This is a genomic window from Herminiimonas sp. KBW02 (genome assembly GCF_003852535.1).
Classification (GTDB): Bacteria; Pseudomonadota; Gammaproteobacteria; order Burkholderiales; family Burkholderiaceae_D; genus Oxalicibacterium.
Window position 1 is genome coordinate 137,862 of record NZ_QAJP01000004.1, and the last position, 14,589, is coordinate 152,450.

Annotated in this window: 15 protein-coding genes; 8 read left to right on the plus strand and 7 right to left on the minus strand. The window is 54.5% G+C overall.

The features are described 5' to 3' along the window. Positions 1–93: 93 nt before the first annotated feature. Together DBR37_RS05070 and fdxA are read right to left on the minus strand one after the other, a co-directional pair. A complete protein-coding gene (locus tag DBR37_RS05070) occupies positions 94–1,329 on the minus strand; it encodes a polyhydroxyalkanoate depolymerase (RefSeq protein WP_124573404.1) in 1,236 nt (411 codons plus the stop codon). 212 nt (positions 1,330–1,541) lie between these two features. Beyond that, complete coding sequence (fdxA, locus tag DBR37_RS05075; RefSeq protein ID WP_124573405.1) at positions 1,542–1,865, minus strand: ferredoxin FdxA; 324 nt, start codon at positions 1,863–1,865, stop codon at positions 1,542–1,544. 288 nt (positions 1,866–2,153) lie between these two features. Here fdxA and DBR37_RS05080 point away from each other — a divergent pair, with 288 nt between their 5' ends. The 3 genes from DBR37_RS05080 to DBR37_RS05090 are packed head-to-tail and all read left to right on the plus strand — an operon-like array spanning position 2,154 to position 4,843. Continuing rightward, positions 2,154–3,560 (plus strand): sodium:proton antiporter, encoded by a 1,407-nt coding sequence (locus DBR37_RS05080; RefSeq protein ID WP_124573406.1) that lies wholly within the window; start codon positions 2,154–2,156, stop codon positions 3,558–3,560. A 10-nt stretch (positions 3,561–3,570) separates the two neighbouring features. Beyond that, a complete protein-coding gene (locus tag DBR37_RS05085; RefSeq protein WP_124573407.1) occupies positions 3,571–4,554 on the plus strand; it encodes a D-glycerate dehydrogenase in 984 nt (327 codons plus the stop codon). 4 nt (positions 4,555–4,558) lie between these two features. Continuing rightward, positions 4,559–4,843 (plus strand): polyhydroxyalkanoic acid system family protein, encoded by a 285-nt coding sequence (locus DBR37_RS05090; RefSeq protein WP_124573408.1) that lies wholly within the window; start codon positions 4,559–4,561, stop codon positions 4,841–4,843. 62 nt (positions 4,844–4,905) lie between these two features. On the opposite strand, the gene DBR37_RS05095 is transcribed toward DBR37_RS05090, so the two are convergent. Together DBR37_RS05095 and DBR37_RS05100 are read right to left on the minus strand one after the other, a co-directional pair. Further along, complete coding sequence (locus tag DBR37_RS05095; RefSeq protein WP_124573409.1) at positions 4,906–5,160, minus strand: acyl-CoA-binding protein; 255 nt, start codon at positions 5,158–5,160, stop codon at positions 4,906–4,908. A gap of 63 nt (positions 5,161–5,223) precedes the next feature. After that, the gene (locus DBR37_RS05100) at positions 5,224–5,580 is read right to left on the minus strand and encodes an FKBP-type peptidyl-prolyl cis-trans isomerase (RefSeq protein ID WP_012078588.1); all 357 of its coding nucleotides are present in this window, start codon (positions 5,578–5,580) and stop codon (positions 5,224–5,226) included. A gap of 199 nt (positions 5,581–5,779) precedes the next feature. Here DBR37_RS05100 and DBR37_RS05105 point away from each other — a divergent pair, with 199 nt between their 5' ends. Together DBR37_RS05105 and DBR37_RS05110 are read left to right on the plus strand one after the other, a co-directional pair. Further along, the gene (locus tag DBR37_RS05105) at positions 5,780–6,673 is read left to right on the plus strand and encodes an EI24 domain-containing protein (RefSeq protein WP_233588279.1); all 894 of its coding nucleotides are present in this window, start codon (positions 5,780–5,782) and stop codon (positions 6,671–6,673) included. A gap of 16 nt (positions 6,674–6,689) precedes the next feature. Beyond that, positions 6,690–7,490, plus strand: a complete 801-nt coding sequence (locus DBR37_RS05110) for a molybdopterin-binding protein (protein WP_124573410.1) — start codon at positions 6,690–6,692, stop codon at positions 7,488–7,490. Between the two features lie 16 nt (positions 7,491–7,506). Here DBR37_RS05110 and DBR37_RS05115 read toward each other — a convergent pair whose 3' ends face one another. Beyond that, positions 7,507–8,592, minus strand: coding sequence for an ABC transporter ATP-binding protein (locus DBR37_RS05115; RefSeq protein ID WP_199739044.1), 1,086 nt, complete (start codon positions 8,590–8,592; stop codon positions 7,507–7,509). Between the two features lie 111 nt (positions 8,593–8,703). Here DBR37_RS05115 and DBR37_RS05120 point away from each other — a divergent pair, with 111 nt between their 5' ends. After that, entirely contained in the window at positions 8,704–10,335 is a 1,632-nt protein-coding gene (locus DBR37_RS05120; protein ID WP_233588280.1) for an iron ABC transporter permease, read from the plus strand. Between the two features lie 95 nt (positions 10,336–10,430). Here DBR37_RS05120 and DBR37_RS05125 read toward each other — a convergent pair whose 3' ends face one another. Further along, on the minus strand, positions 10,431–10,997 hold the full coding sequence (locus DBR37_RS05125; RefSeq protein WP_124573412.1) for a phasin family protein: 567 nt from the start codon (positions 10,995–10,997) through the stop codon (positions 10,431–10,433). A gap of 242 nt (positions 10,998–11,239) precedes the next feature. On the opposite strand from DBR37_RS05125, the gene DBR37_RS05130 reads away from it, so the two are divergent. Beyond that, complete coding sequence (locus DBR37_RS05130; protein WP_124573413.1) at positions 11,240–12,130, plus strand: DMT family transporter; 891 nt, start codon at positions 11,240–11,242, stop codon at positions 12,128–12,130. A 226-nt stretch (positions 12,131–12,356) separates the two neighbouring features. Beyond that, positions 12,357–13,586 (plus strand): D-alanyl-D-alanine endopeptidase, encoded by a 1,230-nt coding sequence (gene pbpG / locus DBR37_RS05135; protein WP_370454229.1) that lies wholly within the window; start codon positions 12,357–12,359, stop codon positions 13,584–13,586. Between the two features lie 70 nt (positions 13,587–13,656). On the opposite strand, the gene DBR37_RS05140 is transcribed toward pbpG, so the two are convergent. After that, positions 13,657–14,439, minus strand: a complete 783-nt coding sequence (locus tag DBR37_RS05140) for an IclR family transcriptional regulator (protein ID WP_124573415.1) — start codon at positions 14,437–14,439, stop codon at positions 13,657–13,659. Between the last annotated feature and the right edge of the window lie 150 nt (positions 14,440–14,589).

Here is a 14,589-nt window from a genome sequence, read left to right on the forward strand (position 1 = left end):
AACAAGATTATCGTCTTATCCGGGCGACTGCGCCAAATAGAAAAGGGCGGGAAGGGTGCTGCAGCCCGATTTTTTTGCTTCGGGCTGCGCTAATTAAGAATGCTTCGCAATAAAGTCGGTAATTTTCGGACAAATGATCTCGCGCCATTTGCGACCGGAGAAGATACCGTAATGCCCACACTGCGGTGCGGTGAATTGCTGCTTGTTGGATTTGGCGATGGACGAACACAATTCCTGCGCTGCATGGGTCTGGCCCAGGCCGGAAATATCATCGCGTTCACCTTCGATGGTGAACAGCGCAACGGTCTTGATGTCTTGCGGCTTGACCAGCTTGCCTTCGACTTCCCAGGTACCCAGCGGCAGGCGGTGTTCCTGGAATACGGTCTTGATCGTTTCCAGATAATACTCCGCAGGCATGTCCAGCACTGCGTTGTACTCATCGTAAAACTTGCGATGCTCTTCCGCCGATTCGTTGTCGCCTTCACGCAAGTGCATGTAGAAGTCCCAATGGCTTTGTGCATGACGGCCCGGATTCATCGCGATGAAACCGGCATGCTGCAGGAACCCCGGATAAACCTTGCGGCCAAAGCCGGGGTAGCTGGCGGGCACACTGTGTATGACCTGGTTTTCAAACCATGAATACGGCTTTTCGGTAGCCAGATTGTTGACCTGGGTCGGCGACTTGCGTGGGTCGATGGGGCCGCCCATCATGGTCATTGATTTAGGCAGGTGTGGATCGCGCTCAGAGGCCATCAGCGAAATCGCAGCCAGTACCGGTACGGTCGGCTGGCACACCGAAATCACGTGCAGGTTAGGGCCGAGCTGACGGATGAAGTCCTGGATGTAGTAAATGTAATCGTGCAGGTGGAACGGGCCTTCAGTCAGCGGCACCATGCGCGCATCGCGCCAGTCGGTGATGTAGACGTCATGCTCGACCAGCAGGCTGCGCACGGTATCGCGTAGCAGGGTGGCGTGATGGCCGGACAATGGCGCAACCAGCAAAATGGTCGGTTGCTTGAGCGCAGCAAAGGCCTTCGCACTCAAATCCTTCTTAAAATGCAGCAGCGTGCAGAAAGATTTTTCTTCTGCCACTTCTTCAAGAATCTTGACGTCCTTGCCCTTGATCGCGACCGAGCTGATGCCGAAATGCGGCTTTTCGTAATCCTTGCCGAGGCGATACATCAATTCGTAACCGGCCGCGATAGGCTGCGCAAAAGGCGCATAGGCCAATGGAGAAACAGGATCGCTGAACAACTTGGACGATGCTTCCGCCCATTGGATCAAGGGGCTGAGGAGACTGCGGTTGAGCTCATGCAATTGGTAAAGCATAGAGGCTTCTTTCGTTGGCGTTGGTCAATTGATTGTCGGGACAAAGCCATTATATTGCAATGCACCATTGATAACTATTCTACGTTTAACAACGCATATCGGATGCAAAGCGTAAATTAATTGCTTCAAAGACAATAATATTTGTTGCCGCGCCACACAATAAAAAACGCCCTGTGGCGAACCAGAGGGCGTTTTGTCCGGGGTGCGGCAGCTTAGCGTGCCAGATACTGCAGCTTGTCGGTTTTGTCTTTCCACTCTTCGGCTTCGGCCATAGGAGGTTTGGTTTTGGTGATCGATGGCCATTCGCGCGACAGTTCGACGTTCAGCTTGATGAAGTGCTGCTGGTCAGCCGGCACATCTTCTTCTGCATAGATGGCGTTGACAGGGCATTCAGCTACGCATACTGCGCAGTCGATACATTCATCCGGATCGATAGACAGGAAATTCGGGCCTTCGCGGAAGCAATCAACCGGACACACATCTACGCAGTCTGTGTAACGGCAAAGAATGCAGGAATCGGTTACTACGTGGGTCATACCAGTCCTAACTGTAAATATTGGAAGTAAGCATCGGCTGCCAGGTCGCGGCGGGGTGCATTTAAGACCCGCCTGATTGCAGCCGCAAAGCGTTGTATTTTAAGGCAAATCGCTGTTTCCCACAAACCGCTCTTATACCGATTCCAAATAAGTAAATGCGCCGGGCGTCTTAGGCGCGGGCGCAGCGTGCATTTTTTCGCCAGGAATAGGTCTGCAGATTCGCCCGGGATTGCTGAGTGGACATAATTTTTCTGGGCTAAAATGGCATCCCCTCAATACGGAGTCCCCATGCGCGCAAATTTCCTCGTCGGTATGCTTGCCCTGAGCCCGGCCCTGTGTGGCGCGGCAGAATTAAATGGTAACGGCCTGTCAGTTTTGTGGGGGATTCCCTTCGCCGGTTTATTGCTCTCCATCGCACTTTGCCCATTGTTGACGCCGGGATTCTGGCATCATCATTTCGGCAAGCTGACTGCTGCGTGGTCGCTGGCTTTTTTGCTGCCTTGCGCCTATTTTTTCGGTGCGTCGACTGCCATACATGGTGCAGTACATGCGTTTGTCGCCGAATTCTTTCCTTTCCTGATCCTGATTACCTCGCTGTTTGTGGTGGCGGGCGGGATTTGTGTACGTGGCAATTTGCACGGTACGCCAGCCCTGAATACCGGCTTGCTGGCGATAGGTACTTTCCTTGCCAGCTTTATGGGGACCACCGGCGCGGCGATGCTCTTGATCCGTCCGCTGATACGGGCTAACGATAATCGTAAGCACGCGGCGCATATCGTGATTTTCTTTATTTTCCTGGTCGCGAATGCCGGTGGTGCGCTGACACCACTGGGTGATCCGCCGCTGTTCCTCGGCTTCCTGAAAGGGGTCGATTTCTTCTGGACGGTCAAACATCTGTTCGCGCCGACCATATTCCTGTGCGTAGCGCTGCTGATTATTTTTTACCTGCTGGATAGCCACTACTATCACAAGCGCGAAGAAGTGAAGCCGCCTGAACTGGACCCGACACCGGATTCAGCAATCCGCTTCGAGGGTAAAATCAATTTCGTTTTATTGGGCGTGATCGTAGCCATGGTATTGCTGAGCGGTTTCTGGAAGCCCGGCATTTCCTACGTACTGTTCGGTAATACGCTGGAGCTGCAAAACCTGTTGCGCGATGCTTCCTTGATCGTGGTGATTTTCCTGTCGCTGGCAGTGACACCCAAGAGCGCACGCAGTGGTAATGAATTTTCCTGGGGACCGATACAGGAAGTCGGCAAGCTGTTTGCCGGTATTTTCATCACCATCATTCCGGTGATTGCGATGCTGCGTGCCGGTGAAGCGGGTGCTTTTTCCGGTATCGTGCGCACCGTCACCGATGGCAGCGGCCAGCCTATCAATGCCATGTATTTCTGGGCGACCGGCATCCTGTCCTCTTTCCTCGATAATGCACCGACCTATCTGGTTTTCTTCAATACTGCCGGTGGTGATGCGCAGACCCTGATGACTACACTGGCAGCTACGCTGGCAGCGATTTCCTGCGGTGCGGTTTTCATGGGTGCCAATAGTTATATCGGGAATGCACCGAACATGATGGTCAAGGCGATAGCCGAGGAACGCGGTATCAAGATGCCATCCTTCTTCGGTTATATGGTCTGGTCGTGTGTGATTTTGATTCCCCTGTTTGTTTTAATGACGTTCATTTTTTTCACCTGAGGAGAGATATATGAAGGCGAAAGTACTCGTCGCGCGCGCGACGTTTCCCGACGTGATTGAACGCTTGCAGCAGCAGTTTGATGTCGAGTCGAATCAGGAAGACAAGATTTTTTCCCCTGCTGAATTACTGCAAAAAATGCAGGGCAAGGATGCGGTGGTGGTTACCGCCAGTGAAAAAATAACGGCAGAAGTGATCGCCGCCAATCCGCAATTGAAAGCCATCTGCAACGTCGCTGTCGGTTACAACAATATCGATGTGGCAGCAGCAACCGCTGCCGGTGTGATGGTCACGAATACGCCGGATGTACTGAATGAAACCACCGCTGATTACGCGTGGACCCTGTTAATGTCGAACGCGCGCCGCGTGTGCGAATCCGAGCACTGGCTGCGTGCCGGTCACTGGAAGCACTGGCGTTTCGATAGCTTCCTCGGTGCCGATATCCACGGTGCGACGCTCGGTATCCTCGGCATGGGCCGCATCGGGCAGGCGATAGCACGTCGTTCAACGGGCTTTGACATGAATGTGATTTATCACAATCGCTCGCGTGCGACACCGGAGCAGGAAGCGTATGCCAACAATGCACGCTATGTAAGCAAGGAAGAATTGCTGCGCAGTGCCGATCACCTGATTCTGGTTTTGCCGTATTCGCCGCAAACGCATCACATCATCGGCGCGGCTGAACTGGCGCTGATGAAGCCGACTGCAACGCTGGTCAATATTGCGCGTGGCGGTATCGTCGATGATGTGGCGCTGATCGCTGCCTTGCGTGAGAAGCGCATCGCATCGGCTGGCCTGGATGTGTTCGAAAACGAGCCGGCCTTGCATCCCGACTTCCTGACCTTGTCGAATGTGGTACTGACACCGCACATCGGTAGCGGCTCGGAAAAAACCCGCCGGGCGATGTCAGATTGTGCGTCGGCCAATCTGGCAGCGGCGATGAGCGGCCAGCGACCACCGAATTTACTCAACCCGGAAGTGAAAGCGAAGAAGTAAGCACATGGCAGATATCAGTATCACGCAGGAGCACCAGCTCCCGCTGCAACAGGCAAAAGACGCAGCACAAAAAGTCGCGGACAAAATGGCGGCAGAATTTGATATGAGCACGCAATGGGATGGCGATACCCTGTCGTTCAAGCGTAGCGGTGTGGCCGGTACGCTGGCTTTGCGCGAGAAGGAAGCGCAAATCGATATCACACTGGACTTCCTGTTCAAGGCCTTCGCTGGCCCGCTGCAGGAGAAAGTAGCGCGCAATATGAAGAAGTATTTTGCTGAAGCGGCTTGAGTGTTTGCCCTGAGTCAAATAAAAAAGCCCCGTCATGACGGGGCTTTTTGTTGGGTGATGAATCAGCCTTTCAGATCATTCACCAGGTCTATGTACTGCTGCTTGGCATCGTCTTGCGACGTGCCTTTCAGATTGTTCCACGCATCCCATTTGGCACGGGCCACGAAGTCTGTCATCGCAGGTTGTTCACCGGTCGCATCGCCACCGCTGGCCTGTTTGAACAAACCATAGATTTTCAGCAGCGTCAGGTTGTCCGGACGCTCAGGTAAAGTCTTGGAGTCGGCCAGTGCTAGTTCGAATTGCTCTTGCAGGTTCATATCTGTTCCTTTAAGAAAGTTGACAGGTGTATCCGTGAAGTCGGAAGCGTAGCGGAACGAGTCTTAAACGCCCAGCAATTCCACTTCAAAAATCAGGGTAGCGTGCGGAGGAATGACGCCGCCTGCGCCGCGTGCGCCGTAGCCGAGCGACGATGGGATGATCAGGGTGCGGGTACCGCCGATTTTCATGCCTTGTACGCCTTCGTCCCAGCCCTTGATCACATGGCCAGCGCCGAGTGGGAATTGGAACGGATCGCCGCGATCCTTGCTCGAATCAAATTTGGCGCCTGCGCTGCCGTCGTCGTTTTGCAGCCAGCCTGTGTAATGCACGGTTACGTGTGCGCCTGCTGTTGCTTCAGCGCCGTCGCCTACTACTTTGTCTTCGTATTGCAGGCCGGAGGAGGTCGAGGTGGTAGCCATGTGGTTCCTTTAAAAATGTAATCAGAAAGTGGTGCAGATTGTAGCAGGTGGAATTGGTTTTAACAGCCCGCGGCGCTGGCATGAGGCCGGGACAGGCGCGCTGCAGGCCGACACGGTAAAATGGCTGACCCGTACAGGGTGAGGTTTTCTTGCCCAGGCAGGTCGGTACGGAATAGATTTTTCTAAGGATATTTTCATCATGCGCCCGGTATTCACTTCTTTCGGACGAGCACTTTTATCGCAATTGCATTTCAGGATGCTGATGCTGAGCGTGATCCCGTTTGTGTTGTCGATTATCGTCTGGGGTATAGGTTTGTGGCTGTACCTGCAAACCATGATTGACTGGCTGCAAAATTACTTTGTAGAAAATGACGGCTTTCGCGTCACCAACGAGTTGCTGATGTGGCTAGGCATGGGGGCACTCAAGACCGTAGTGGTGCCGCTGATTGCGATGTGGATTTTGTTGCCGCTGATGATACTGACGGCGCTGATCTTTGTCGGCGTGATGGCGATGCCGGCCATCGTCAAACATGTAGGCAGCCGTCGTTACAAGGATCTGGAAGCACGCAAGGGCGGCACTTTCTTCGGCAGTCTGTGGATGTCGACTTCATCCTTCACGATCTTCCTCGTGCTGTGGCTGATTACCTTGCCGCTCTCGCTGATACCACCGCTGACCTTTATCATCCAGCCGCTGCTGTGGGGCTGGCTGACGTATCGCGTGATGGCGTATGACGCGCTGGCCGATCATGCCGATCCGGCGGAGCGCAAAATTATTTTGCGGATACACCGCTGGCAATTGCTGGTGATCGGTGCGATTACTGGCGCGATGGGCGCTGCGCCGACCTTGCTGTGGCTGGGTGGCGCTTTGTCGGTAATCTTTTTCCCGGTGCTGGCAGCGGGTGCGATCTGGTTATACGTGCTGGTTTTCATCTTCAGTGGCTTGTGGTTCCAGCATTACTGCATGGATGCACTGACGCAGTATCGCGCCGAACAGGCCGCAGCGGAAAGAGCGAAAGCGGCGACAGAGAGCATGATTGCCTTGCCTGCATCGGAAAACGATCAGACCGACCCTACACACACACCTCATCCCTGACGCAAGAAGGAAGAACATGGCATTCGGACTTATCATCATCGGCGACGAAATCCTCTCCGGCAAACGCAGTGACAAACATTTCCCCAAAGTGGTGGAGCTGCTGGCGGCACGCGGCTTGTCCCTGTCCTGGGTGGAAGTGGTGGGTGATGATAGGGCCCGAATTACCGCGACCCTGAAGCGCGGTTTTGCCAGCGACGACATCGTTTTCAGTTGCGGCGGCATAGGTGCGACGCCGGACGACCATACCCGGCAATGTGCGGCGGCAGCGCTCGGCGTGCCGGTCGAGCTGCATCCGGAAGCAAAACAAAAAATCCAGGAACGCATGCTGGAGATGGCGCAGGAAGCGAATGTACCGTTTGATCTGAACAAGCCGGAAAACCTGCATCGCCTGAAGATGGGTGAGTTCCCGCAAGGTGCGGAGATTGTACCGAATCCATACAACAAGATTCCCGGGTTTGCGATCCGTCACGGCAACGGTGGTGCGCATTACTTCATGCCGGGCTTCCCGGTAATGGCGTGGCCGATGATTGAATGGATACTCGATACCCACTATCCACATCTGTTCCACCAGTTCGCGCACTTCGAGAAATCAGTATTGGTCTACCAGGCCATGGAATCGGCACTGACGCCGCTGATGGAAGAGATAGAGAACGAATTCCCGCAAGTCAAAGTATTCAGCCTGCCGAGTGTCGGTGATGCGAATACGCGCCGTCATATCGAACTGGGCGTCAAGGGCGATGCAGAGCAGGGCGCGCTGGCCTTTGACAAATTGCTGGCAGAGTTGAAGCGGCGCAAGCTGGAGCTGCAGCACCTGTGATGAACAGGCGGCGGTCTTAGCCTTGCCGTGGGAAGGTCACGACGTGGTCGGCTTCAAGGCGTATGCCGATACGTTCACCTAATGCATGGTCATGATGTGAGGGCACCAGTGCCAGCAATTGCTGGCCGCTAGGCAGCTTCAGGGTGTAGAGGAATTCTGCGCCGCGGAAAGCCTTGCGTATCACTTCCGCCCTCAGCGGACTGTTATCGTCATGTATCACGTCGTCAGCACGCAGCAAGACATCCACTTGTCCTTGCGTATCCACCGCACAAACCGGCAAGCCCTGACATAGCGGCAAGGTCCCCAGTTCTATCGCGACATCCTGCTGATCCACGGTGCCGGATACGAATACGCCCTGGCCGATGAAGTCAGCGACGAAGCGGCTGGCCGGACGATGGTAGAGGTTGTACGCCTGATCCCATTGCACGATGACGCCGTTCTGCATCACACCGATCTGGTCGGCTATCGCAAATGCTTCATGCTGGTCATGTGTCACCAGTACCGCGGTGGTGCCGACTTCTTTCAGGATGTCGCGTACTTCACTGGCGAGTCGTTCACGCAAATCCACATCAAGATTGGAGAAAGGTTCGTCCAGCAGCAAGAGATCAGGTTGCGGCGCGAGTGCGCGTGCCAGTGCGACGCGTTGTTGCTGACCGCCGGAGAGTTCATGCGGGAATTTTTTTTCCTGTGCCTGCAAGCCGACCAGTTCCAGTAATTTCTTAATCCGTACATTGCGTTCACTGGTGGCTAACTTGCGCAAGCCGAAGCCGATATTGTCGCCTACGGTTAAATGCGGGAACAGGGCGTAGTCCTGGAATACCACGCCGACGTGGCGGGCTTCCGGCACGGTCGTGTGCTGTGCGTTGCTGAGCTCTTTGCCACCCAGTGCGATACGTCCTGCAATCAGCGATTCAAAGCCGGCAATCGCGCGCAGCACGGTCGTCTTGCCGCAACCCGATTGCCCGAGCAGGCAGCCGATCTCGCCGCGCTGCAAGGCGAAGGACAGGCTGTGCACGATCTCATGCATCTGCGTGCCGAGCTGGTAGCCGACGCGGATAGATTCAACCTGTAAATGCGCGGGCGGGAGAGGAATGGCTGACATGAGGCACAGTGTTCCGGAAATAATTGGCGGGATGAAACGGGCTATTGATTATAATTCTCGTTTCGCCCGTCGCGGGCGTATTCGTGCTTTTTTATATACAGGGTTATGGGCGTGCATAAAGGACAACGCGGATCACTGCATCCCTTGCTGCTGGTTTCGCTTGCGATCGCCGTGCTGGTCGGCATGCCGGTCGCCGGTGTGCTGTCCAACCTGCTGTCAGGCGGTGAAAGTGCAGAGCTCAGTACCTTTGCGCATTTGTGGGCCACGGTGCTGCCGGAATATATAGGCAATAGTCTGTTGCTGGCGCTGATCGTCACCGTACTGACCGCCGTGCTGGGGATAGGCTGTGCGTGGCTGGTCGCCGTCTTCAATTTCCCCGGTAAAAAATTCTTTGAATGGGCGCTGATCCTGCCGCTGGCGATGCCGGCTTATGTGGTCGCGTATGCTTACACTGATTTCCTGCAATTTACCGGTCCGGTGCAAAGCGGCTTGCGCGCCTTGTTTGGCTGGCAGGGACCGACCTACTGGTTCCCGCAGATACGTTCGGTCGGCGGTGCTGGTTTGCTGTTCGCCTTTGTCCTGTATCCATATGTCTATCTGCTGGCGCGCAATGCTTTCATCGAACGCAGTCCGCGCATGTGGGATGCGGCGCGCACCTTGGGTGCGAGTCCGTGGCAAGCCTTCTTCCAGGTGAGTCTGCCGTTGGCGCGGCCTGCTGCCGTCGCCGGGATTGCACTGGCGCTGATGGAAACGCTGGCTGACTATGGTGCCGTCGCCTACTTCGGGGTGCCGACACTGACGACAGGCATTTACAAATCCTGGTACATCTTTTCTGATCGTAACGCTGCTGCGCAGATCGCTGGTGTGTTGCTGCTGGCCGTGATGGCGCTGATGCTGATGGAGCAAAAGAGTCGTGGTCGCGCACGTTACTACGCAGTGGGGGCGCGTAGCGCGGCGCAAAGATTGACGACGCTGCAAGGTCGACAGGGCTGGACGGCGACGGCTTTCTGCGCGTTGCCGGTCGTGCTGGGTTTCGTCGCGCCGCTGGCCATTCTGTTGCACTTGTTGTGGCAGGAAGAAGCAATCAGCTTCAGCGCACGCTATATAGGCTGGTTAAAAAACACGATCATCCTCGGCGGCGTCACCGCCCTGATCGCGGTCGCGATTTGCGTCTTGCTTGCATATGCAGCGCGCGTGTCCAACAGCAAGGTGCAAGCACTCTGCAATCGCATCGTCAGCATGGGCTATGCGATACCGGGTGCGGTGATTGCAGTCGGTATCCTGATTCCTTTGTCCTATCTCGATAACTGGAATGCGCAGCACGGCGTGGCACTGGTATTGAGCGGTAGCGTGATCGCCTTGGTATATGCCTACCTGGTGCGCTTCCTCGCGGTTTCTTTCCAGACTGTACAAGCGGGTTTGCTGAAGATTACTCCGGCGATGGATGCCAGCGCACGTAGTCTCGGTGACGGACTCGGCGCAATGCTGATGCGCATACATGTGCCTTTGCTTTGGCGCAGTGTGTTGACGGCTGGTTTGCTGGTCTTTGTCGATGTGGTGAAAGAGTTGCCTGCGACGCTGACGATACGCCCGTTCAACTTCGATACGCTGGCGGTGATTACGCATCAGCTGGCATCCGATGAACGCTTGGGTGAAGCGGCGCTACCTGCATTGACCATCGTCCTGATCGCTATCGTGCCGGTCGTCATCCTCGCCCGTGCAATCGCCGTCGGCAGGCGCTGAATTAAAAAACAGGATAAAAAAATGCCCCGCAGTAGGGGGCATAAAAATGGCGCTGCAGTGTGAGTCTGCGGCCAGTGAGGAGACTCGGTGACGTATTACGATTTGCGTGTGCGTGTGGTGGTTTTTTCTGCTGCGCTGACAAACTGATTTGCCGCAGCGTTCAAATTACCTTCCAGTGCTTCTACCGCTTGCTTGGTGGTTTTCGACAGTTGTTCGTAACCGGCGTTGGCATTGCCGATTGCCGACTTCAGGATAGAGATCGCGTTTTCCGAACCAGCTGGTGCGTTCTTGCTCAGCTCGTCGATCAGCGACAAGACCTTGCGATTGGTTTCAGCGATTTGTGTTTCTGCGGCCTTGGTAAATTCAGCCTGGGTGCTGGTCGCGATGCTGGCCAGGTGACGGCCATACGCCAATGCTTTTTCAGCATTCGGTTGTGCGTGTGAAGCGCTCAGCGAAAAGAATTCTTGCGGGTCTTTGGCGGTAGCCAGCTTCTGTGCAGTTGCGCTGGATTCCTGCAAAGATGTTTTTGCGGCATTCAGGTTCAGATCGACGATTTTCTGTACGCTGTCGAACGTGGTGCTGGCCAGCGAATTCAGAATTGCCAGTTGTGCTTCAAACTGATGTTTGGTGGCAGCGGAAAATTGTTCTGGGATAGTAAACATGGGCTACTCCTTTATATGAAGGGCATATCTAACTACATGGGTTAAAATTCTGTTGTGCGTCGCAACATGAACTCATTTTTAGCCATTGCAAACGGCATGTCAAGTACTTTTTTGTTGCGTTGCACAAAATCAATATCCAGCCCGGAAAACAGAGCTTTCCCGCTGTAGTAAGGCCGTTTTCCCGGTATGGGGCGGCGACAAAGATAATGCGGGCGCACATAGACGCCGCACAGAAAGCAGAAATGTCCACAGAAGCACGCAGTACCACTAGTCCCTGGCTGGCAGCCATGCCGTTTTTCTTCGTACTGATCTGGAGCACGGGCTTCATCGTCGCGAAATTCGGCCTGCCTTATGCGCCGCCGCTGACCTTCCTCGCCTTGCGCTTTATCGGCGTACTCATCATCCTGCTGCCGCTGGTTTTGCTGCTGCGTGCGCCGTGGCCGGTCGGCACCATGCGGCACATCGCCGTGGCCGGCATTCTGGTGCAGGCGGGTTATCTGGCTGGCGTCTGGTGCGCGATCAAGCTCGGCATGCCGGCCGGTTTGTCGGCGCTGATCGTCGGCATGCAGCCGGTGCTGACAGCCTTTGCCGCACCGCTAATCGGTGAGCGGGTACGGCCGCGGCAATGGATAGGTCTGATCTTTGGCCTGTGCGGTGTCGCGCTGGTGGTGGCCAACAAAATCACGGTGATCGGCCTGACCTGGGGCAGCATTGCGCTGTGCGTGATGGCCTTGCTGTCGATTACGATAGGAACCATGTACCAGAAGCGTTATTGCCCGCACTTTGATCTGCGTACCGGCACTATCATCCAGTTCGCGGCATCTTCTGTCGTGGTGGTACCGCTGGCGATGATCTTCGAAGATTTCTCCCCCGCTTTGCAGACTGTGGAGTGGACCCCCAGCTTCATAGGCGCATTGCTATGGTCTGTGGTTGCACTTTCGATAGGCGCGATCTTCCTGTTGTTTGCCCTGATACGAAAAAGCGCAGCGACACAAGTCACCAGCCTCCTGTATCTGACACCGCCAACCACTGCCTTGATGGCATGGGCAGCGTTCGGCGAGGTCTTTAGCCTGATCGGGATCGCAGGCATGTTGCTTGCTGTAATAGGGGTGGCTTTTGTGGTGAAAAAGTAGTTCGTTTCAGACTACTCTCCTATGAAAACCATTGTTTTGCGGAAATTAATTTCCGCCAAAATCCTCATTATTTTTCATAAAAATTGCACCAATAGTGTGAAAAAAAAGATATCGATAGTTAGAAAATAGATTAATGAAAACAGCTAACTACCTAATTATCTTGCACATTTTCCGATATTTGCTAAACTGCAAGCCATATTTCATCGTACGTTTTGGGGAGTCGCAGATGCTTAAGTCCGCGCTGGGGATATTTTTTTCGTTATTTGTCATTTTCAACGCCCCCACGGCGCTGGCTAAAGAGCCGAGCTCTTCTACGGCTAAAAAGTCGACTGCCAAAAAGGCTGCGTCGGCTGCTCCAGCCAAATCAGCTTCCAAAGCAACGGCCAAAACCGCATCCAAAAAGACCAGCAGCACTAAATCCACCGGCAGCAAGAAAGCCGCAGCCCCGGCCAAGAGCACAGGTAGAGCAGGCAGCAAGCAGGCAGCGGCATCCGGCAAAAACACCAAACAGGCACGTACCACTACTTCGCTGAACAGCAATGAAAAGCTGGTAAAGAAAGAAGTCGTCGTCCGCGGCAAAAAGAAAGTCATCTACCAACGCGTAGCGAAACCAGTCATGACAGTCGTGCCTCCGGTGCTGACTGCAGGCGACATCGCCGGTCTCAACATGACACGCGATTCTTTGGCACTCGCATCGAACGTCGCGCTGGTACTGGACCAATCGACATCGGCCGTATTGTTTGAAAAAAATGCGAACGTGACTTTGCCGATTGCATCGATCACCAAACTGATGACCGGCCTGGTCGTGGTTGAAGCACAGCAGGATATGAATGAAATCCTGGAAGTGACTGAAGAAGATATCGATCGCGAAAAAAATAGTTCGTCACGTCTGCGCGTCGGTTCGCAATTGTCCCGTGCAAACATGCTGCACATTGCATTGATGAGTTCAGAAAACCGCGCTGCATCGGCACTGGGTCGTCACTACCCGGGCGGCCTCCGCGCTTTCGTCGCAGCGATGAATGCGAAAGCACGTACACTCGGCATGAACGGGACGCATTATGTAGACTCGACCGGCCTGTCCAGCAATAACGTGGCAAGCGCTGCCGACCTGGCCAAGCTGGTGATCGCAGCTTCCAATCACTCGATACTGCGCCAGTATTCGACCGATACCAAATATGTAGTTGAACCAGGTGGTCGTGCCCTGCAATACGCAAATTCGAATCGTCTGGTCAATAATCCTGATTGGGAAATCGGTATCCAGAAGACCGGCTACATCTCTGAAGCAGGTCGCTGCCTCGTGATGCAAGCCAATATTAATGGTCGTCCTATCGTCATGATCTTCCTGGATTCCAAAGGCAAGTTCTCCCGTCTCGGTGACGCAGCACGCATACGCAAGTGGCTGGAAACCCAGCACCCGCAAAACGTTGCGGGCAAGCGCAGACCGGTTGAGAGTTAAGCGCAATACATAATAAAAAAGGCGAACTACGGTTCGCCTTTTTTTATTGCCACTCGAATAGCTGCTGTGTTTAGTGTGTTTCGCTATAGCCCAGCGCTGCTGAAATCTGTTTGGCCGTATCCATCAGATCAGCCAGCCATTCTTCCTGCAGGCGATCTGCCGGAGCCGAGATGGAGAGACCTGCGATCAACCTGCCGGTGTCGTCATGGATGCCGGCCGCCATGCAACGCACGCCCAGTTCGAGTTCTTCATTGTCGCGTGCATAACCGTGCAGGCGCACTTGCTTGAGTTCGCCTTCCAGCTTCTTCAGGTCGGTAATCGAATTCTTGTTGTGACCGGCGAGACCGGTACGGGTGGCATATGCCTGCACCATGCGCGGTTCATCGATGGACAGAAAGAGCTTGCCGGTCGAGGTCAGGTGCAAAGGCGCACGACCGCCGACGGCGCGTACCACCTGCATGCCGGAGCGTTCCGAGAAGGCGCGGTCGATGTAGATGATTTCATCGTTTTGCCGTACCGACAGATTTACGGTTTGATTGGTTTTGCGGTGCAAGTGACGCATCAGATCCAGCGCCGCTTCACGCACATCGAGGCGACTTTTGACGATATTGCCCAGTTCAAGCAGACGCATGCCGAGCCGGTAAGTGCCGGGTTCGGAACGGTCGACAAAGCGTTTGATAACCAGGTCGTTGAGGATGCGATGCGCAGTGGAAGGATGCAGACCGGTAACGCTGGAGAGCTCTTTCAGGCTGACCGGATCCGGGTATAGTGCCAGGGCATCCAGCAGCGCCACCATGCGTTCTATGACTTGTATCGAGGTTTTGTCCGTCTCTGCATTTATTGCTGTTTTCATGTTCTGGTTTGTGCATTGCAGTCCAGACTTTATATCACATTGTGAAAGATGACAAAAGTCTACTTTCATTTAATTGCAGAAGGACAAGCTTGCTTAACGTCATGTTCACGTTTATCCGGTGATAATCGCTGTTTTCCTGCTTCCTCTCCG

Bases quoted from the DNA above. Each gene is read 5' to 3' on its own strand.
- DBR37_RS05070 (WP_124573404.1), bottom strand. From the start codon at position 1,329: ATGCTTTACCAATTGCATGAGCTCAACCGCAGTCTCCTCAGCCCCTTG.
- fdxA (WP_124573405.1), bottom strand. From the start codon at position 1,865: ATGACCCACGTAGTAACCGATTCCTGCATTCTTTGCCGTTACACAGAC.
- DBR37_RS05080 (WP_124573406.1), top strand. From the start codon at position 2,154: ATGCGCGCAAATTTCCTCGTCGGTATGCTTGCCCTGAGCCCGGCCCTG.
- DBR37_RS05085 (WP_124573407.1), top strand. From the start codon at position 3,571: ATGAAGGCGAAAGTACTCGTCGCGCGCGCGACGTTTCCCGACGTGATT.
- DBR37_RS05090 (WP_124573408.1), top strand. From the start codon at position 4,559: ATGGCAGATATCAGTATCACGCAGGAGCACCAGCTCCCGCTGCAACAG.
- DBR37_RS05095 (WP_124573409.1), bottom strand. From the start codon at position 5,160: ATGAACCTGCAAGAGCAATTCGAACTAGCACTGGCCGACTCCAAGACT.
- DBR37_RS05100 (WP_012078588.1), bottom strand. From the start codon at position 5,580: ATGGCTACCACCTCGACCTCCTCCGGCCTGCAATACGAAGACAAAGTA.
- DBR37_RS05105 (WP_233588279.1), top strand. From the start codon at position 5,780: ATGCGCCCGGTATTCACTTCTTTCGGACGAGCACTTTTATCGCAATTG.
- DBR37_RS05110 (WP_124573410.1), top strand. From the start codon at position 6,690: ATGGCATTCGGACTTATCATCATCGGCGACGAAATCCTCTCCGGCAAA.
- DBR37_RS05115 (WP_199739044.1), bottom strand. From the start codon at position 8,592: ATGTCAGCCATTCCTCTCCCGCCCGCGCATTTACAGGTTGAATCTATC.
- DBR37_RS05125 (WP_124573412.1), bottom strand. From the start codon at position 10,997: ATGTTTACTATCCCAGAACAATTTTCCGCTGCCACCAAACATCAGTTT.
- DBR37_RS05130 (WP_124573413.1), top strand. From the start codon at position 11,240: ATGTCCACAGAAGCACGCAGTACCACTAGTCCCTGGCTGGCAGCCATG.
- pbpG (WP_370454229.1), top strand. From the start codon at position 12,357: ATGCTTAAGTCCGCGCTGGGGATATTTTTTTCGTTATTTGTCATTTTC.
- DBR37_RS05140 (WP_124573415.1), bottom strand. From the start codon at position 14,439: ATGAAAACAGCAATAAATGCAGAGACGGACAAAACCTCGATACAAGTC.